Annotated in this window: 16 protein-coding genes; 8 read left to right on the forward strand and 8 right to left on the reverse strand. The window is 72.7% G+C overall.

What is annotated here, in order from left to right; genetic code table 11:
- Window positions 1–26: 26 nt before the first annotated feature.
- From OG381_RS37935 to OG381_RS37960, 6 genes are all read right to left on the reverse strand, one after another.
- Window positions 27–2,132 carry a catalase gene (locus OG381_RS37935; protein WP_327720488.1) on the reverse strand — a complete coding sequence of 702 codons (2,106 nt, stop codon included), beginning with the start codon at window positions 2,130–2,132 and terminating at the stop codon, window positions 27–29.
- Window positions 2,132–2,674 (reverse strand): type 1 glutamine amidotransferase domain-containing protein, encoded by a 543-nt coding sequence (locus OG381_RS37940; protein ID WP_327720489.1) that lies wholly within the window; start codon window positions 2,672–2,674, stop codon window positions 2,132–2,134. Before OG381_RS37940 ends, OG381_RS37935 begins: the two co-directional genes overlap by 1 nt.
- 6 nt (window positions 2,675–2,680) lie before the next feature.
- Window positions 2,681–3,265 (reverse strand): diguanylate cyclase, encoded by a 585-nt coding sequence (locus tag OG381_RS37945; protein WP_443061967.1) that lies wholly within the window; start codon window positions 3,263–3,265, stop codon window positions 2,681–2,683.
- Entirely contained in the window at window positions 3,262–3,693 is a 432-nt protein-coding gene (locus OG381_RS37950) for a CBS domain-containing protein (RefSeq protein ID WP_327720490.1), read from the reverse strand. Before OG381_RS37950 ends, OG381_RS37945 begins: the two co-directional genes overlap by 4 nt.
- Before the next feature lie 63 nt (window positions 3,694–3,756).
- The gene (locus OG381_RS37955; RefSeq protein ID WP_327720491.1) at window positions 3,757–4,137 is read right to left on the reverse strand and encodes a DUF2795 domain-containing protein; all 381 of its coding nucleotides are present in this window, start codon (window positions 4,135–4,137) and stop codon (window positions 3,757–3,759) included.
- Between the two features lie 247 nt (window positions 4,138–4,384).
- Window positions 4,385–6,181: a thiamine pyrophosphate-requiring protein gene (locus OG381_RS37960; RefSeq protein ID WP_327720492.1), complete on the reverse strand. Its 1,797-nt coding sequence runs from the start codon at window positions 6,179–6,181 to the stop codon at window positions 4,385–4,387.
- Between the two features lie 236 nt (window positions 6,182–6,417).
- On the opposite strand from OG381_RS37960, the gene OG381_RS37965 reads away from it, so the two are divergent.
- From OG381_RS37965 to OG381_RS37980, 4 genes are all read left to right on the forward strand, one after another.
- Complete coding sequence (locus tag OG381_RS37965) at window positions 6,418–7,212, forward strand: RNA polymerase sigma factor SigF (protein ID WP_327720493.1); 795 nt, start codon at window positions 6,418–6,420, stop codon at window positions 7,210–7,212.
- 137 nt (window positions 7,213–7,349) lie between these two features.
- Complete coding sequence (locus OG381_RS37970) at window positions 7,350–7,976, forward strand: hypothetical protein (protein ID WP_327720494.1); 627 nt, start codon at window positions 7,350–7,352, stop codon at window positions 7,974–7,976.
- A 155-nt stretch (window positions 7,977–8,131) separates the two neighbouring features.
- Entirely contained in the window at window positions 8,132–9,379 is a 1,248-nt protein-coding gene (locus tag OG381_RS37975) for an aminotransferase class I/II-fold pyridoxal phosphate-dependent enzyme (protein ID WP_327720495.1), read from the forward strand.
- Complete coding sequence (locus OG381_RS37980) at window positions 9,376–10,434, forward strand: MBL fold metallo-hydrolase (protein ID WP_327720496.1); 1,059 nt, start codon at window positions 9,376–9,378, stop codon at window positions 10,432–10,434. The genes OG381_RS37975 and OG381_RS37980 overlap by 4 nt, the downstream gene beginning before the upstream one ends.
- Before the next feature lie 103 nt (window positions 10,435–10,537).
- Here the strand turns inward: OG381_RS37980 and OG381_RS37985 are convergent, their stop codons facing one another.
- A complete protein-coding gene (locus tag OG381_RS37985; protein ID WP_327720497.1) occupies window positions 10,538–11,152 on the reverse strand; it encodes a DedA family protein in 615 nt (204 codons plus the stop codon).
- Window positions 11,149–11,922: an MBL fold metallo-hydrolase gene (locus tag OG381_RS37990; RefSeq protein WP_327720498.1), complete on the reverse strand. Its 774-nt coding sequence runs from the start codon at window positions 11,920–11,922 to the stop codon at window positions 11,149–11,151. Before OG381_RS37990 ends, OG381_RS37985 begins: the two co-directional genes overlap by 4 nt.
- A gap of 83 nt (window positions 11,923–12,005) precedes the next feature.
- Between OG381_RS37990 and OG381_RS37995 the strand changes: the two genes are divergently transcribed.
- From OG381_RS37995 to OG381_RS38010, 4 genes are all read left to right on the forward strand, one after another.
- On the forward strand, window positions 12,006–12,407 hold the full coding sequence (locus OG381_RS37995; protein WP_327720499.1) for a hypothetical protein: 402 nt from the start codon (window positions 12,006–12,008) through the stop codon (window positions 12,405–12,407).
- Between the two features lie 87 nt (window positions 12,408–12,494).
- Window positions 12,495–14,570, forward strand: a complete 2,076-nt coding sequence (locus OG381_RS38000) for an alkaline phosphatase family protein (RefSeq protein WP_327720500.1) — start codon at window positions 12,495–12,497, stop codon at window positions 14,568–14,570.
- A 288-nt stretch (window positions 14,571–14,858) separates the two neighbouring features.
- Complete coding sequence (locus OG381_RS38005) at window positions 14,859–15,920, forward strand: ATP-binding protein (protein ID WP_327720501.1); 1,062 nt, start codon at window positions 14,859–14,861, stop codon at window positions 15,918–15,920.
- A gap of 22 nt (window positions 15,921–15,942) precedes the next feature.
- Window positions 15,943–17,757: a vWA domain-containing protein gene (locus tag OG381_RS38010; RefSeq protein ID WP_327720502.1), complete on the forward strand. Its 1,815-nt coding sequence runs from the start codon at window positions 15,943–15,945 to the stop codon at window positions 17,755–17,757.
- The last annotated feature ends 13 nt before the right edge of the window (window positions 17,758–17,770 follow it).

The raw sequence follows: 17,770 nt of genomic DNA on the forward strand, positions 1-17,770 counted from the left end.
TGCCTCTGACCCTCTGACCGTGCCCGCTAGCGGCGGGCCGGCGGCCGGTCCCAGTGCCGGTGCGCCGCGATCGCCTCCACGAAGGCGCGCACGAACTCCTCGCTCGCCGCTCCGGGCGAGGTGTCCGTCACGACGCCCTGGTCGCGGACCACGCGGTGGAACTCCGTGGACACCTGCAGACCCTCCGGTTCCAGGGCCGACAGCACGCCCACGCCGGAGCCGAGCGCGCCCACCGGCTTGCCGTGCCGGTACGCGTCCCGCACGAAGCGCATCGCGTCCTGGTCGGCGGTGAGCGGCGGCGTGCCCGTGGGGCCGCCCGGCAGCAGGACCGCGTCGTACAGCACCGAGGCGACGGTCGGCAGTGCGCGGTCGACCGTATACCGTTCACCGTCGGCGCCGGCGACCGTGCCGTCCGTCGCCGCCAGCGCCTCCACGATCGCCCCCTCGGCGGCCAGCGCGTCACGTACCGAGACCACCTGCTCGGCGTCCACACCGTCGGTGACCAGCACCGCGATCTGCCGGGTGCGGATCGAGCCGTCGCCGCGCAGGGACTCAAGACTCAGCGCGGGGGAGAGCAGCTTGTTCGGCGTCTCGCCGGGCACCGCCGGATCCGGCACCCCGATGCCGCGGGCCACCTGGACCGCCAGCTCGCCGTCCACCTGGGCCAGTTGCTCGACCGTACGGGCGCGGACCGCCATCGCGTCGACCTTGCCCAGCTCGAACCGGAAGGCCGCGACGATGTGCTGGCGTTCCCACTCGCTCATGCTCTTCCAGAACAGCGCGGGCTGGCTGTAGTGGTCCTGGAAACTCGGGCTGCGGCGGCGGATCTTGGCGCCGTCGACGCGCTCCGCGTAGTGCGTGTACGCGCCGGCGTCGGCACCGGCGTGGGCCGGGCAGCCGCCGCCGAGCGAGTTCGGGAAGTAGTTCGTGCCCCGGTGGATCGTGCTCTGGCCGTACCCGTCACGCTGGTTGGTCCGCACCGGCGCCACCGGCCGGTTCACCGGCAGCTGGGCGAAGTTGGGGCCGCCCAGGCGGATCAACTGGGTGTCCAGATAGGAGAAGTTGCGGGCCTGCAGCAGCGGGTCGTTGGTGAAGTCGATGCCCGGGACCACGTTGGCCGTGTGGAAGGCGACCTGCTCGGTCTCGGCGAAGAAGTTCTCCGGGTTGCGGTTCAGGACCATCCGGCCGATCGGCCGCACCGGCACCTGCTCCTCCGGGATGAGCTTCGTGGCGTCGAGCAGGTCGAAGTCGAAGGCGAACTCGTCCTCCTCCGGCACCAGCTGGACACCCAGCTCCCACTCCGGGTACTCACCGGCCTCGATCGCGTCCCACAGGTCACCCCGGTTGAAGTCCGGGTTGCGGCCCTGGCACTCCTGCGCCTCGTCCCACACCAGCGAGTGCACGCCCAGCCGGGGCTTCCAGTGGAACTTGACGAACGTGCCGCGCCCCTCGGCGTTCACGAACCGGAAGGTGTGCACACCGAAGCCCTGCATCATGCGGTAGCTGCGCGGGATCGCCCGGTCCGACATCAGCCACATGATCGCGTGCAGCGTCTCGGGCTGCAGCGACACGAAGTCCCACAGGGTGTCGTGGGCGGAGGCGCCGGTGGGGATGTCGTTGTGCGGCTCGGGCTTCACCGCGTGCACGAAGTCGGGGAACTTGATGCCGTCCTGGATGAAGAAGACCGGGAAGTTGTTCCCGACCAGGTCGTAATTGCCCTCCGACGTATAGAACTTGGTGGCGAAACCGCGCACGTCCCGCACGGTGTCCGCCGAGCCCTTCGGCCCCTGCACGGTCGAGAACCGCACGAACACCGGTGTCCGCACCGCCGGGTCCTGGAGAAAGGCCGCACGGGTGAACTCCGCGCAGGACTCGTACGGTTCGAAGTAGCCGTACGCGCCCGCGCCGCGTGCGTGCACCACCCGCTCCGGGATGCGTTCGTGGTCGAAGCGGGTCAGCTTCTCCCGGAAGTGGAAGTCCTCCATCAACGTCGGACCGCGCTCGCCGGCGGCGAGGGAGTCGTCGGTGTGGTCGACCTCCACGCCCTGGTCGGTGGTGAGCGGGCCGCCCGCCGGGTCCTCGCCCCGGTGGGCCCCGAGCTGCTCCTGCTTGCGGTCGCGCGGGGTGTCCATCAGGCGGCCTCCCGCGCGAACACGTCCAGGAACGCCTCGTCGAACGCCTTCAGGTCGTCCGGCTTGCGGCTGGTCACCAGCTTGCTGTCACCGTGGTCGCAGATCTTCACCTGCTCGTCGACCCACGTGCCGCCCGCGTTGCGGATGTCGGTCGCCAGACTCGGCCAGGAGGTCAGCACCCGGCCGCGGAGCACGTCCGCCTCCACGAGGGTCCACGGGGCGTGGCAGATCGCGGCGACCGGCCAGCCCTGCTCGAAGAAGTCCCTGACGAACCGGACCACCTTCTCGTCCGTCCGCAGGTTGTCCGGGTTGGCCACCCCGCCCGGCAGCACGAGCCCGCCGAAGGAGTCCGCCGTCGTCTCGCCCACCACCTCCTGGACGGGGAACGTGTCCGCCTTGTCGAGGTGATGGAAGGCCTGGATGGTCCCGGGCTTCGTGGACACCAGGACGGGCTCGTGGCCTGCGTCCACGGCGGCCTTCCACGGCTCGGTGAGCTCGATCTGCTCGACGCCCTCGGGCGCGGTCAGGAATGCGATACGCATGAATCCTCAACGTCCTTTCGTGGCACGCCACTCGGCCTCGTCGCCCGGCGCGCGTTTCTTGTTCCGTCGGGCCGCCCGCCGACAGCGCAGCAGCTCCTCGCCGTACGGCAGCAGCACACAGGTGCCGATCGCGGCCGCGACGCCCGCCGGACAGGCGCGGGACAGCGGCCGTCGCCGCGGCACCGGACGCCAGGCGTCCGGATCGCCGCGGCCCCCGCGCAGCAGGGACTTCACCTGGTCGGCGTGCAGACACATCAGCGAGGCCAGCGCGCCGAACGGCAGCGACTCCAGAAAGCTGTGGCTGTGCTGCTCGATCGGCCGGACCTCACGGCCGCTGTCGACGGCCGTCCGCACGTCCCACAGCGCGGTCGCCTCGTGCACCGCCGCGCCGCCCAGCTGCACGGCGAGCAGGGCAGGGTTGACCTCGTAGCGCAGCGTGGCGGCGATCGGGACGCCGACCTCGGCCATCATCAGCGTGGGGGCACCTGCCACGCTTTTGGAGCAGTGGGAGAGGATCACCGACTCCTTGGTGCCCGCCGTGTCCTCGATGGCGCTCGTGGCCCGGACCTCCATGGCCTGGTCCCGGCTCACACGGTGTCCTGGTGGTCGGGTGCGGCCCGGCCGATCTCGGCGAGCACCGAGCCGGGGTTCTCCGCCTCGGCCAGGTCGGCGAGGCTGACCACGCCGACCGGCAGCCCGTCCTCGACGACCGGCAGCCGGCGCACCGCGTGCGCCCGCATCAGCGCCGCCGCGGCGGCCACGGGGTCGTGCGGGGCGACCAGCACCGGGTCCGGGGTGCACACCGATCCGGCGCTCGCCGTCAGCGGATCGACGCCCTCGGCGACCGCCCGCACCGTGATGTCGCGGTCGGTGAGCATCCCGACGATCCGCTGTCCGTCGGCCACCAGGACGTCGCCGATGTCCTGCGCGCGCATCAGCTGCGCCGCCTCGACGAGGGAGGCGTCCGGGCGGACGGCGACCACCCCCGGGGTCATGACGTCCTTCACGAGTTCAGCCATCACTGTGGGCCCTTCCTCGGTCTTCTCGGCTGACGCCGCCCGCAGTACCCCGCGGCCGGGCCCCTATGCGCCGGGCCGGGTCAGCGCCTGGGCCAGCTCCTGCACGGTCGTGTACTGCTCCTTGTGCGGCAGCCGCTCCACGGCGTCGACCAGGGTGTCCGGCGCGTACGCGTGGCGCAGCGCGCCGGCCAGGTGGCGCGCGCTCGCCGGGAACGCGCTGCGGTTCAGATGCCGGGCCAGCTCCGTCCGGACCACTTCCAGGGAAGCCCGGGAGCCACCCGGCGCCACGGGCCCGCCCGCGATCTCCGGATCGTCGTCGGCGGTCGGCTCGGGGTCGTGCCACTCCTCGCTCCGGGTGGGATGCCCGGACCTCAGCAGGCCCTGTAGTTCGTGCTTCATCTCGTCGTCGCGGTGGACGCTCAGCCGGTCGCTGCCTCGCTGCATGGCGCTCCTTCCAGATCTTCGGGGGTGGGCTCCGCGTACCCGAGGACCGGACCCCGACACGGGGGTTTGTCCCCCGTTTCGGGGGAGACCCGGCCGGACACCCCCCACGCGATCCCCGGGAAGGGAAACGCCATGGTGGTACTCGCTGTGCTCATCCCGCTCCTCATGCTCGGCACGGTGCTGGCACTGGGCCGCTACGAGGAGCTGCTCCTGCCCACGGAGCGGGAGGAGGCGGTCGCGCTCGCGCCTACTTCTTCTCCCGGCCCGGCAGGAACTCCTGCACCTTCGCCTTGAACCCCTGTTTGATCATCGAGCCGCGGTCCGCGTCGCCCTTCAGGATCGACGCGGCCGTCGCCTCCATCTGGTCCCAGGTGGCGTGCGGCGGGATCGGCGGCACGGCGGGGTCGGTGAGGAACTCGATCACCGCGGGCCCGTCGGCCTCGAGCCCGGCCCGCCAGGCCGCCTCCACGTCCTCGGGCTTCTCCACGCGGATGCCGGTCAGGCCCAGGGAACGGGCGAAGGCGGCGTACTGCACGTCCGGGAGCTCCTGCGAGGGCAGGAACGACGGGGCGCCCTCCATGGCGCGCATCTCCCAGGTGACCTGATTGAGATCGTGGTTGTTCCACACGGCCACCACCAGCCGCGGATCCTCCCACTGGTCGCGGTACTTGGCCGCCGTGATCAGTTCCGCCATGCCGTTCATCTGCATCGCGCCGTCCCCGACCAGCGCGATCGCCGGCCGGTCCGGGTGGGCGAACTTCGCGCCGATGGCGTACGGCACCCCGCAGCCCATCGTCGCGAGCGTGCCGGACAGCGAGGACCGCATGCCGTCCCGCATCGTCAGGTGGCGCGCGTACCAGTTGGCCGCGGAACCGGAGTCGGAGCTGACGATCGCGTTCCCGGGCAGCAGCGGGTCCAGGACATGGGCCACGTACTCCGGGTTGATCGGGTCCGCCGACAGCTGCGCCCGCCGCTCCATGATGTCGCGCCAGTGCCGTACGTTGTCGCACACCGTGTCGTACCACTCGCGTCCGCCGCGCTCCGCGTTGAGCAGCGGGATCAACTTCTCCAGGGTCGCCTTGGCGTCGCCGACGAGATTCACCTCGTACGGATATCGCATCCCGACCATGTGCGGGTCGATGTCGATCTGCACCCCGCGCGCCTGGCCGAAGTCCGGCAGGAACTGCGTGTACGGGAAGGACGACCCGATGGTCAGCAGGGTGTCGCAGTCCCGCATCAGCTCGTACGACGGACGGGTGCCCAGCAGGCCGATCGAGCCGGTGACATACGGGAGTTCGTCGCTCAGCGCGTCCTTGCCGAGCAGCGCCTTCGCGACACCCGCGCCGAGCAGTTCGGCGACGCGCGCCACCTCGTCCCGCGCGCCCGAGGCGCCCTGACCGATCAGAATGCCCACCTTGTCACCGGAGTTGAGGATCTCGGCCGCCCGCAGCAGCGACTCCTCGGACGGCACGGCCGTCCAGGAACTGCGGTCCAGGCTGGACGGCACCATCTTGAACTCGTGGGTGGGGGCCGCGTATTCGAGCTCCTGGACATCGCCAGGGATGATGATCGCGGTGGGCGCGCGGCGCGCGTACGCGGTGCGGATCGCGCGGTCCAGGACGTTCGGCAGCTGCTCGGGGACCGTCACCGTCTCCACGAAGTCCGAGGCGACGTCCTTGAACAGGGTGTGCAGATCCACCTCCTGCTGGTACGAGCCGCCCATCGCGGTGCGGTGCGTCTGGCCGACGATCGCCAGCACCGGCACATGGTCCAGCTTGGCGTCGTACAGGCCGTTGAGGAGATGGATCGCGCCGGGTCCCGAGGTGGCCGCGCACACTCCGATGCGGCCGCTGAACTTGGCGTAGCCGACCGCCTCGAACGCCGACATCTCCTCGTGCCGCGACTGGATGAACCGCGGCCGGTTCTCAGCCCGGCCCCACGCGGCGAGCAGGCCGTTGATGCCGTCACCGGGATAACCGAAGACATGGTCCACACCCCACTCGCGCAGCCGCTGCAGGACGTGGTCGGAGACCTTGGTGCTCATGGACGGGACCTCCCGGACATAGGGGCATACGGCCCCTTACGAGTGACCGTGCGGGCTCCCGGAAAACCTGGGCCCGGGTTTGCGGTCCGGGGCCGGGGGCAGGCGCACCCACAGTGCTTCGGACAGGAGGCACGTCCGTGGGAAAGGCTCCGAGGCCGCCCCGGCTGTGTCTGTCCGGCCGCGCTCCCACGGTGACCGTCCAACCCAGAGCACCAACTAGGGAGTTGCGACGCACCATGTCCCCCCGAGTGAGCGCGAAGCACCACCCGCACGACGACGCCCCCGACACCGCGGAAGCCTTCCGCAGGCTCGCCGCACTGCCCCCGGGCCCCCAGCACGACACCCTGCGCGACCGGATCATCGAGGCCTGGCTGCCCATGGCCGACCGGCTCGCGGGCCGCTTCCGCAGCCGCGGCGAGAGCTTCGACGACCTGCGCCAGGTCGCGGCCCTCGGCCTGGTCAAGGCCGTCGACCGGTACGACCCCGAACGCGGCAATGCCTTCGAGAGCTACGCCGTGCCGACCATCACCGGCGAGATCAAGCGGCACTTCCGCGACCACATGTGGACACTGCACGTGCCCCGGCGGGTCCAGGAGCTGCGCAACCGCGTGCGCTTCGCCTCCCAGGACCTGTCGCAGACCATCCCCGGGCGGCGGCCCACCGTCGCGGAGATCGCCGCGCACGCGAACATGAGCGAGGAGGACGTCCTCGTGGGGCTCGAGGCGCTGGAGAGCTTCACCGCGCTGTCGCTGGACGCGGAACTGCCGGGGAGCGAGGACGGGTACTCGCTGAGCGACGCTCTCGGGTCGGCGGATCCGGCGCTGGACACGGTGGTGGACCGGGAGGCCGTGAAGCCCCGGCTCGCCGCGTTGCCGGAACGGGAGCGGGCGATCCTGTACATGCGGTTCTTCGGCGACATGACGCAGTCGCGGATCGCCGAGCAGCTGGGGATCTCGCAGATGCATGTGTCGCGGCTGATCAGCCGGTGCTGCGGGCGGGTGCGGGAACAGGTGATGCGGGACGCCGCGTAGCGCGCGGGAGACGGGTCCGGCGTCACCCGCTTGGCCGTGCCCGTCCCGCTAATGGGGTCCGGCCGCGCGCGGGGCCGGGTCCGCCGGGCTGTGATGGCTGCGTGCCCTCGCAGCCGCAGGCCTAAGGAGCCCACCCCATGCGCCGCACCGCCCGTGCCCTGTCCGTCGCCGTTCTGGCCGGAGTCGCCGTGGGCGTCGCCGTGCCGGTCGCCTTCGCGGACCCGGCCGCGGAGGTCGGCCCGAGTACCGTCCAGCCGGGCGCCAGCGTCACCGTGTCCGTCGCCTGCGACTCCACCGGCGGCACGGCACCGGCCACCCTCGAGGCCACCTCAGAGGCCTTCGACGAGGAGACCGTGCCGCTCCAGCTGGTCCCCGGTAACGACGCAGCGGCGTCCGGCCCCGCCTATCGCGGGACCGCCCGGATCGCCTCCGCCCAGGACCTGGGGACCGGCTCCGACGCGGCCGGCGAGGACTCCGCGTGGACCGTCGACGGCACCTGTCCGGCCGCGCCCGGCGGCCAGGGCAAACAGTGGAGCGCGACCCTGACGGTGGCCCACGGCGGCGAGAGCCACGCGTGCACCGAGCCGCGCACCGAGAGCTGCTCCGCCACCACCACGCCCGTCCAGCGCGGCGTACAGGCCGGTCAGGGCGGCGCCTTCACCGACTCCGTACCCGCCCTCGTCACCGGCGGCCTCCTGATCGCGGGCGCCCTCGGCGGGGCCGTGTACCGGGTGCGCCGCAAGGAGTCCCGCGCCGACGTCTGAGCCGGGGAGTGTGACCGGCGCAACTCGAGCGGATTCCTATCGGCGTACGCCACTCTGGGTACTCGGAGGCCGAGGCGCCGCCCCCGTCGTACGGAGGGAGAACCGGGGAGCACACCCGACGGCACCGTGACCCAGCAGCTCACCCGGAGGTACGGATGCGGCGGACGGACCCCGAAGGCCACGGCCCCGTCCGATTCGGGCCGCCACTGCCCGCCGACGGCCTGCCGGTGCTCCCCGAACTGTCGGCCGTGCTCGCCGCCGCGGCGCCCTTCGCCGGGAGCGAACCCGTCGGCGGCGGCCCCGCCCTGCTGGAGGCCGCCTGCGCATACTGGGCCCGGCGTGGACTGTCCGCCGGGCCCGAGCGTGTGGTGGCGGCGCCCGGCGCCCCCTCGCTGCTGCTCGCCCTGACCGCAGCCCTCGGCGGGGACGTCCTGGTGCCCCGGCCCTGCGCGGCCTGGTGGGCGCCGTACGCGCGCCTGTTGGGAAGACCCGTGTTCCATGTGGGGACACCGGCGGAGTGCGGCGGGGTACCGGACCCGTACGCCCTGCTGGAGACCGTGCGCCGGGTCCGTGCCGAGGGCGGTGATCCCCGGCTGCTCGTGCTGTCCGTCGCCGACGACCCCACCGCCACCGTGGCCCCGCCCGAGGCGGTGCACGAGGCCGTGGAGGCCGCCGTCGGCGAGGGACTGCATGTGGTCAGCGACGAGACCTGGCGCGACACCGTGCACGCCCCGCACGACACCGTGCTGATCGGACCCGCCGAGATGCTGCCCGAGCGGGTCACCGTCGTCACCGATCTCGCCGGTGCCCTGCTGCCGTCGGGCTGGCCCGCCGCCGTCGCCCGCTTCCCCGAGGGGGAGGTCGCCGACGACCTCCACGCGCGCGTGCTGGACGTGCTCACCGCCCTCGGCGCCCGCGTCGCCGCCCCCGTCGCCGCCGCGGCCGGGTACGCGCTCACAGAACCCGAACCGGTCACCGCGCGCGTGGCGGCCACCGTACGTCTGCACGCGCGCGTGGCCGCCGCCGCGCACGCCGCCGTCGTCGCGTCCGGCGCCCTGGCCCGGCCCCCGCGGGCCGGCCGGCATCTCTACGTCGACCTCGGCCCGTTGCGCACCGCGCTCGGCGCGCACGGAGTCGGCGACGCACAGGACCTGGAGGAGTTCCTCACGGCCCGGCTCGGCCTGCCCGCCCCGGGCGGCCATCGCTTCGGCGACGACCTGGGCGCCCTGCGCGTGCGGTTGTCGACCGGATCGCTGCTCGCCGGGACGGACACGGAACTCGAGGAATGCCTCAGTTCGCCCTCACCGGTGGAACTGCCGTACACACGACGCGCGTTGATCACTTTGAAGTCGGTCTTCGACGACCTCCGCGATGACGCTCAGCGATGGGAGCCTCCTCGATGACGCAGCAGTCCGAGTCGACCAGCACGAGTACGACCGTCCGGGACGCCGACGACCCGGCGGCCCTCTCATCCTTCGCGCCGCCCGTCCCGCCGCTCGCCGAACCCCGGCCGCTGGGCGAACACCGGGTGTGGCCGCGGACCTTCCACGACCGACTGACCGCCCCGCTGCCCGGCCTCAAGGCCATGGCCCGGTTCGCCCGCGAGGGCTCCCTCAGGCCCGACCGGGAGAGCCTCGCCGACATCCCTCGCCTGCCGTTCGAGCCCGGCCCGATGCCCCGCGTGGACGCCCGCACGGTCGCCGTCTCCTGGGCGGGGCACGCCAGTTGGGTGGTGCGGATCGGCGGGCTGACCATCCTCACCGACCCCGTCTGGTCCCGCCGCATCCTCGGCACCCCGGCCCGTATCACCCCGGTCGGCGTCGCCTGGAACGCGCTGCCCCCCGTCGACGCCGTCGTCATCAGCCACAACCACTACGACCATCTCGACGCCCCCACCCTGCGCCGGCTCCCGCGCGACACCCCGGTGTTCGTGCCCGCCGGACTCGGCACCTGGTTCCGCCGCCGCCGCTTCACCCGCATCACCGAGCTGGACTGGTGGGAGGCGGCCGAACTCGACGGCGTCCGCCTCGACTTCGTCCCCGCCCACCACTGGTCCAAGCGCAGCCTCACCGACACCTGCCGCAGTCTGTGGGGCGGCTGGGTCCTCACCGACCGGGACGGACAGCGCGTCTACTTCGCCGGCGACACCGGCTACGGCCACTGGTTCACCCGCATCGGCCGCCGCTACCCCGGCATCGACCTCGCCCTCCTGCCCATCGGCGCCTACAACCCCCGCTGGTGGCTCAGCGACGTCCACTGCGACCCGGAGGAAGCGGTCAGGGCGGCCCAGGACCTGGGCGCGCGCAGGATGGCACCGATGCACTGGGGCACGTTCGTCCTGTCGGCGGAACCGGTCCTGGAACCCCTGACGCGAGTACGGGAGGCCTGGGAGTTGGCAGGCCTGAACAGGGAGGACCTGTGGGACCTACCGGTAGGAGGATCCCAGGTACTCGATTAGCAGGCGCTCAGGGGGACCAACCCAGGGGCGCGGGGCTGTGTCAATGAGCGGCTCCGCCGCGGGGCGCGATCAACCACACACGACCCGCACCCCGCGACGCACATCAAGCGGCAGACCGAACCCGCCGCCACAGCCCGGGCGCCACACTGATGACCACGGTCAGTACCACCGCAGCCACCACCCCTTCCCAAGGCTCCTTGAACAGCGACCCACCCAGAATGCCGATCAGCTGGTAAGTGACCGCCCAGGCAAGGCACGCCGGGAAGTTGCCGCGGACAAACCTGCGCATCGGCCACTTCGCCATCAGACAGGCCAGCATCACGGGAAGCCGGCCGGCCGGCACGAGCCGGGACAACACCAACACCGCCACCCCGTGATCGGCCAGCTTCTCCTGCGCCTGCGCAAGCCGCTCCTCCGGCGCCCGCGACCGGATCGCCTCCAGCCACCGCGACCCGTTCTTCGACTTCATCCCCCGCCGCCCCAGCCAGTACAGCGTCGCGTCCCCGAGGAACGCGGCCAGCGACGCCGTCACGAACACCAGGGCCAGAGAGAAGGGCGCCGTCTGATGGAACGCCACCACCGCCGCCGTACTCACCAGCGCCCCCGTCGGCACCACCGGCACCAACGCCCCGATCAGCACCAGCAGGAACAGCGACGGATACCCGAGCGCCTGCTGCGTCGCCCCCGGCGCCGTCGACGCGGCCGCCAGCCAGCTCACCGGGCCACCTTGGGGCGCACACTCTGCCCGTGCTCCAGCAGATGCACCGCCACGCCCGGCGCACGCTCGGCCGCGAGCCGCACGAACTCCTCGCCGGGGGCGTGGAATTCGTGGGGGCGCACGGCGTCCATCCCGATCGGCCAGTACGTGCCGTAGTGCACCGGCACCGCGCTCACCGGTTCGAGCCGGGCCAGCGCCTCGGCCGCCCGCCCCGCGTCCAGATGCCCTTCGCCCAGGTACGGTCCCCAGCCGCCGACCGGCAGCAGCGCCACGTCGACCGGCCCGACCTCCTTGGCCATCTCGTCGAACAGCCCGGTGTCCCCGGCGAAGTAGGTGCGCGCCTCGCCCTCGACGACGTAGCCGAGCGCGGGGGAGCGGTGCGGTCCCAGGGGCAGCCGTCGCCCGTCGTGCCGGGCCGGGACGGTCCGTACGACCACGTCCCCGATCACCGTCTCGTCCCCGGGCACCACCTCGTCGACCTGGAGATGGGCGAGGCGGCGCAGCCCCGGCACGGCCTGGGCGGCGCCCCGGGGGACGAGCAGGCGGGTGCCCGGCGCGAGCCGGGCCAGCGAGGGAACGTGCAGGTGGTCGGCGTGCAGATGGGAGACGAGCGCCACGTCCGCGCGCCAGGCGGCGGGCCCCGGCACCGCCCCGCGGCGGCGGCGCAGATGCGCGAGCCGGCGGGCGAACAGAGGATCGGTGAGCACGCGGACGTCCGAGTCCTCGACCGTGCAGGTGGCGTGACCCCACCAGGTGATCTCCACCGGCACCTCTTTGCCTCCTTCGCGCGACTCCCCGAAGCCTACGGGCAGGAGTATGGTCGGCGGCGAAACCCGGAGGTGAGGGGGACGCCATGGGACCGGTGCGGGTCACGGCGATCGCGAGTCTGACGCCGTTGGAGGAGCTGGAGGCGGATCCCTTCCTGGTGGACTCCCGCAGCCAGCACGCGATGTGCGCTCGCTGGGCGGCGGAGCGGGGCTACATCGTCAGCCGGGAACTCCTCGTGCGGGGTCTGCGCGCCGACCACTGCGTCCTGTGGGACGGCGTCCGTCCCGGCACCGACCTGTTCGTCGCGCCCAGCCACCGGGTCCTGGAGAGCGCCCTGTCCTCCGTCGAGGAGTTCGCCGCCGAGTGCGCACGGCGCGGGGTGCGGGTGGAGACCGTGGGGCGCGCCGAACCGTCGTACGACGCCCAGATGAAGGCCAGGATCCACCGCCGGCTGTCGATGCCGACCGCGGGCTACGACGGCCGCTGACACCTGCCCGGGGACGCCGGGGGCCTGCGCGCGTTGTGACTAGGGTGGGTGCAGGCCCGCGCCGACGACGGGCCCGGGACGTGAGGTGTGCGGGGCGTGCGAGGCGGGCGTTGGCGGAGGGTCGCCAGTCAGACGGGGCGGAGCGTCGCGGTGTGGGCGGTCTCCACGATCACCATGCTCGTGCTCGCCGGCATCCTGCCGGAGTTCCAGCTCCGGTCCGCGGACGGTGACAGCGCCACCGACATCGCGGTCACCGCGGCCCTGGGCGCCGGCGCCTTCGGTGTGCTGTCGGCGCTGGTCTGGCCGCTTCTCGTACGGCTCCTGCTGCTGGTGCCCGCCCTCGTGCTGGGCCTGCTGGTGTTCTTCCTCAACGGCGCGCTGCTCCTCGTGGCGCTGCGGCTGAACCCGACCGAGCGAGGCGCGGCCGCGTGGGAGACCGCGGTCGTGGTCGCCGCCGTGATGTCGGCCGTCGCCTCCGCCACCGGCGCCGCCCTGGCGGTGCGCGACGACGACGCCTACCGGCGCCGGCTCTACCGGCTCGCCGACCGCCGCCGCGGCGCGGGACCGGGCGGCCCCGTCACGCCGGGGACGGTCTTCCTCCAGCTGGACGGCGTCGGTCACGACGTCCTGGAGGCGGCGGTGAAGAAGGGCCTCATGCCCACCGTCGCCCAGTGGCTGGACGGCACCCACCGGCTCACCCCGTGGCGCACCGACTGGTCCAGCCAGACCGGCGCCAGCCAGCTCGGCATCCTGCACGGCAGCAACGAGGACGTGCCGGCCTTCCGCTGGTACGAGAAGGACAGCCAGGAGGTGATGGTCTGCAACCGCCCCACCAGCGCCGCCGAGCTCCAGCGCCGGGCGGTGGCCCGTACCGGTGACGGCGGGCTGCTCAGCGCCGACGGCGCCAGCCGCGGCAACCTCTTCAGCGGCGGCGCCGACGAGCAGGCTCTCGTGCTGTCCATCGCCACCCGCCGGCGCAGCCGCGAGACCCGCTCCCGGTCGGGCTACTTCGCATACTTCTCCGACCCGGCCAACGCCGTCCGCACGGCCCTGTCGTTCTTCGCCGAGGTCGGCCGGGAGATCGCGCAGTCGACCAGGAGCCGTGCCCGCCGGGCCCGTCCCCGCGTCAAGCGCGGCGGTCTCTACCCGTTCATCCGCGCCTTCGCGACCGTCGTCGAACGGGACGTGGTCGTCGCCGCGGTGATGGGCGACATGCTCGCCGGCCGCACCGCCGTCTACGCCGACCTCGTCGCCTACGACGAGGTCGCCCACCACTCCGGACCGCACAGCCGCGACGCCGAGAAGGTCCTCGAACGCCTCGACCGTTCCCTCGCGTTGATCGAGAACGTCGCCGAGCACGCCCCGCGCCCGTACCGGATCGTCGTCCTGTCCGACCACGGCCAGAGCCCCGGCGAGACCTTCCGCACCCGCTACGGCCTCTCCCTCGGCGACCTGGTGCGGGCGGGCTGCGGCCTGCCGGTGCCCCGCAAGGCACAGCGCACCCACAGCGGCGCCGAGGCCCGCGCGGCCGTGCGGGCCGCGCTGCGCATCCGCGTCGAGGAGCGCGACGAGCAGCGCCGGCCCTCGCACCGCCGCTCGGAGCCGCTCGTGCTGGCCTCCGGCAACCTCGGCCTGGTCTCCTTCCCGGACGTGCCCCACCGGATGACCAAGGAGGAGATCGACGCCCGTCACCCCGCCCTGCTGACCACGCTCGCCAACCACCCCGGCATCGGCTTCCTCCTCGTCCGCAGTCAGGAGCACGGGGGAGTGGTGCTGGGCCCGTTCGGTACGGAGATCCCGGTCGACCGACTCGACGAGGAACCGGGCCCGTTGGCCGCCTTCGGGCCCGGCGCCGCCGACGTCGTACGCCGCACGCACGGCTTCGCGCACACCGCCGACATCATGGTCAACTCCTGGTACGACCCGATCGACGGCGAAGTCCTCGCCTTCGAGGAGCAGATCGGCTCGCACGGCGGGCTCGGCGGCGCCCAGGGCCGGCCGTTCCTGCTGTCGCCCGTCGTCCTGTCCGCGCCCGTGGCGGACACCGAGGAACTCGTCGGCGCCGAGCAGGTCCACCGCGTCCTGAGCCGGTGGCTGCGTGAATCCGACGGCCCCCAGGTGCCTTTGACGACCCGTCAGGACGAGGAGCGGCGCGCGGCCTAGTCCTCGGCGTCCGCCGCTCCTCCATACCCCCATGAACGGAGGAGCGGCTCACACGGAGGACCGCGCACACCGTGTCACCGCGGCACGGCTTTGCCCAGGGCACATTCCGGTCACTGCCGCGCACCCCGCATGTGCCGGCCCGTCCCACCCGTGAGCGGCTCCGGTGGTACGCCCCACGCGCCGCGGGCCCGGAAAATCGTGTGCGTCCCGTGGCGGCGGCACACACACTGTTCGCATCGGACCCCGCGCACCAGCGCGCCCTTCTCGAACATTCCCTGGAGCCACTGCGTGCAGGCTGCCGTCACCGTCACTCCCGCCCGGATCCCGGAGTTGCTGCTCGGTCTCGCGACCGTGCGGCCGGTCTTCATCTGGGGCGCCCCCGGCATCGGAAAGTCCTCCCTGGTACGGGAGTTCGCCGAGTCCCTGGGACTGGAGTGCGTGAGTCTGCTGGGCACCCAGCTCGCTCCCGAGGACCTGATCGGCGTGCCGCAGATCCGTGACGGACGCTCGGTGTTCTGCCCGCCGGAGGCGATCGCCCGCGACGAGCCGTACTGCCTGTTCCTGGACGAGCTCAACGCGGCGAGCCCGGATGTGCAGAAGGCGTTCTACTCGCTGATCCTGGACCGCCGTATCGGCAGCTACGACCTCCCGGCCGGCTCGATCGTGATCGGCGCCGGCAACCGGGCCACCGACAACGCCCTCGCCCGCCCCATCGCCTCCGCGCTGGTCAACCGGCTCGCCCATGTCCATCTGGAGGCCTCCGCGAAGGACTGGCTCGTGTGGGCCGCGGGCAACGGCATCCACCCCTGGGTCCTGGACCACCTCATCGACCGGCCCGACCACCTGTGGTCCAAGCCGCCCAAGACCGAGGAGCCGTTCTCCACGCCCCGCTCCTGGCACATGCTCTCCGACGCCCTGCACTCCTTCGGCCACGGCCTCGACGAGGAGACGCTGAAGGTGATCGCGCACGGCACGCTGACCCCCGCGCACGCCGTCGCGTTCTGCGGCTACGTCAAGATCGTGCGCGGCCAGTACGGCATCGAGGCGATCATCAAGGGCGACGCCCGCTGGCCGCACCGCATGGCGGACCGCGACCTCCTGTACTACCTCGCCGAGTCCTTCCGCGGCCGTCTGGTCAAGGAGCTGCCCGCCAGCAAGGAGCACCTCTCCGCGTCCGCCCAGCAGACGGCGTACCGCGCCAAGTCGCTGCTCGTGCAGCTCGCCGAGATCTCGGTGGAGGTCGCGCAGAGCGTCATCGCCCCGGACACCGACGGCAACCCGCTGCTGCCCGCCTGGTTCCTGGTCGAGGCCGCCCGTGACATGCCGCGGCTGGTGGAGGCGCGGCAGTGAGCCCTGCGAAGGGGGCGTGGCGGTGAGCCGTACGCGCGCCGCGAAGCCGCCGAAGAAGGACCTCGCGGCCGAGGCCTTCGCCGAGGGAATGCGGCTGGTGCGGGCCAACCGGGCCCTCGCCGCGATCGGGTTCAGCACCTGCCGCAAGCAGGACTGCCCGCACTCGCCCGCCTCCGGGCTGGTCCGCGTCGACTCCGACGGCACCCTGCACGTCCACCCCACCCGGCGCGCCGACCCCGTCGACTGGGCCTGGGCCATCGCCCACGCCGTCATCCACCTCGGCTTCGGCCACGTCCCGGCGAAGGAGGGCCGCCGCACCCAGCCCGACCGGTTGGAGCGGGCCGCCCGCTGCGTCGTCGTCAACCGCTTCCTGCTCGGCTTCCCCATCGGCCGCACCCCCGAGGACCTGCCGCCGTCCTACCCCGACGGCGACGAGGAACAGCTCGCCGCACGCTGGCGCCGCGACGGCGTCCCGCCCGTGTACGAGCACTGCGGCACGGCGGGCCGTGAACCGGACCAACTGCTCGTGCCCTGGGACGTGTGGACGGGCGGCGCCCCGAAGGATTGGCAGCTGGACTTCGCGCACGCCCTCACCCGTACCGTCGCCACCGCCATGGACGTGGCGGGCGGCCGCCGTGCGTCGATGCGCGGCGGCTCCACCCGACTCCAGCCGTGGGAGCGGGCGTTGAGCTGGTTCGTCTCCTCCTACCCGCTGCTCGGCGGCATCGCGGCCGGTATCACCCTGGTCGCCGACGCCGAACTGGCCCGCGCCCACGACATCTCCGTCGCCGCGGTCAACGCCGAACTCGCCGAGATCTACATCAACCCGCTGCGCGAACTCGACGACGAGGAATGGCGGTTCGTCCTCGCCCACGAGATGCTGCACGCCGCCCTGCGCCACGGCGACCGCTGCGGCACCCGCGACCCGTACCTGTTCAACGTGGCCTGCGACTACGTCATCAACGGCTGGCTGGCCGACATGCAGGTCGGCACGATGCCCGACGGGCTGCTCCACGACCCCGGGCTGAAGGACCTGTCCGCGGAGGAGGTCTACGACCGTATCGCCGGCGACATGCGCCGGATGCGCCGCCTGGGCACCCTGCGCGGCAAGGGCCTCGGCGACGTCCTCGGCGGCCCGCTCGGCTCGCCCCGGGACTACGTCGACCTCGACGAGTTCTACCGCCGCGGCCTCGGCATGGGCCTGGACCTGCACCAGGAGCAGTCACGCGGGTTCCTGCCCGGCGGTCTGGTCGAGGAGATCCGCGCACTCAGCCACCCACCACTGCCTTGGGACGCCCAACTCGCGCGCTGGTTCGACGAGTTCGTGCCCCGCCCTGAACCCCTGCGGACGTACGCGCGCCCCTCCCGCCGCCAGTCGTCCACCCCCGACATCCCGCGCGCGGGCCGGTACTTCCCGCCCGAGGAGATCGCCCGCTGCACCTTCGGCGTCGTCCTGGACACCTCCGGGTCCATGGACCGGACCCTGCTCGGCAAGGCGCTCGGCGCGATCGCCTCGTACGCCGAGGCCCGGGACGTACCGGCGGCGCGCGTCGTGTTCTGCGACGCGGCCCCCCACGACGCCGGTTATCTGCCGGTCACCGAGATCGCGGGCCGGGTCCGGGTGCGCGGTCGCGGCGGTACGGTCCTGCAGCCCGGGATCGACCTGCTGCACCGGGCCGACGACTTCCCGCCCGGCGCGCCCGTGTTGGTGATCACGGACGGCTGGTGCGATGTGCTGAGGGTGCGGCGCGAACACGCGTATCTGATCCCGGAGGGCGCGCGGCTGCCGTTCAGCCCGCGCGGGCCGGTCTTCAGGGTGAGCCGCGCCCGAGTGTGATCGGATGGGGTGC

The sequence above is a fragment of the Streptomyces sp. NBC_00490 genome (assembly GCF_036013645.1).
GTDB lineage: Bacteria > Actinomycetota > Actinomycetes > Streptomycetales > Streptomycetaceae > Streptomyces > Streptomyces canus_F.

Coding starts and splice junctions, on each gene's coding strand:
- OG381_RS37935 (WP_327720488.1), bottom strand. CDS start 2,132: ATGGACACCCCGCGCGACCGCAAGCAGGAGCAGCTCGGGGCCCACCGG.
- OG381_RS37940 (WP_327720489.1), bottom strand. CDS start 2,674: ATGCGTATCGCATTCCTGACCGCGCCCGAGGGCGTCGAGCAGATCGAG.
- OG381_RS37950 (WP_327720490.1), bottom strand. CDS start 3,693: ATGGCTGAACTCGTGAAGGACGTCATGACCCCGGGGGTGGTCGCCGTC.
- OG381_RS37955 (WP_327720491.1), bottom strand. CDS start 4,137: ATGCAGCGAGGCAGCGACCGGCTGAGCGTCCACCGCGACGACGAGATG.
- OG381_RS37960 (WP_327720492.1), bottom strand. CDS start 6,181: ATGAGCACCAAGGTCTCCGACCACGTCCTGCAGCGGCTGCGCGAGTGG.
- OG381_RS37965 (WP_327720493.1), top strand. CDS start 6,418: ATGTCCCCCCGAGTGAGCGCGAAGCACCACCCGCACGACGACGCCCCC.
- OG381_RS37970 (WP_327720494.1), top strand. CDS start 7,350: ATGCGCCGCACCGCCCGTGCCCTGTCCGTCGCCGTTCTGGCCGGAGTC.
- OG381_RS37975 (WP_327720495.1), top strand. CDS start 8,132: ATGCGGCGGACGGACCCCGAAGGCCACGGCCCCGTCCGATTCGGGCCG.
- OG381_RS37980 (WP_327720496.1), top strand. CDS start 9,376: ATGACGCAGCAGTCCGAGTCGACCAGCACGAGTACGACCGTCCGGGAC.
- OG381_RS37995 (WP_327720499.1), top strand. CDS start 12,006: ATGGGACCGGTGCGGGTCACGGCGATCGCGAGTCTGACGCCGTTGGAG.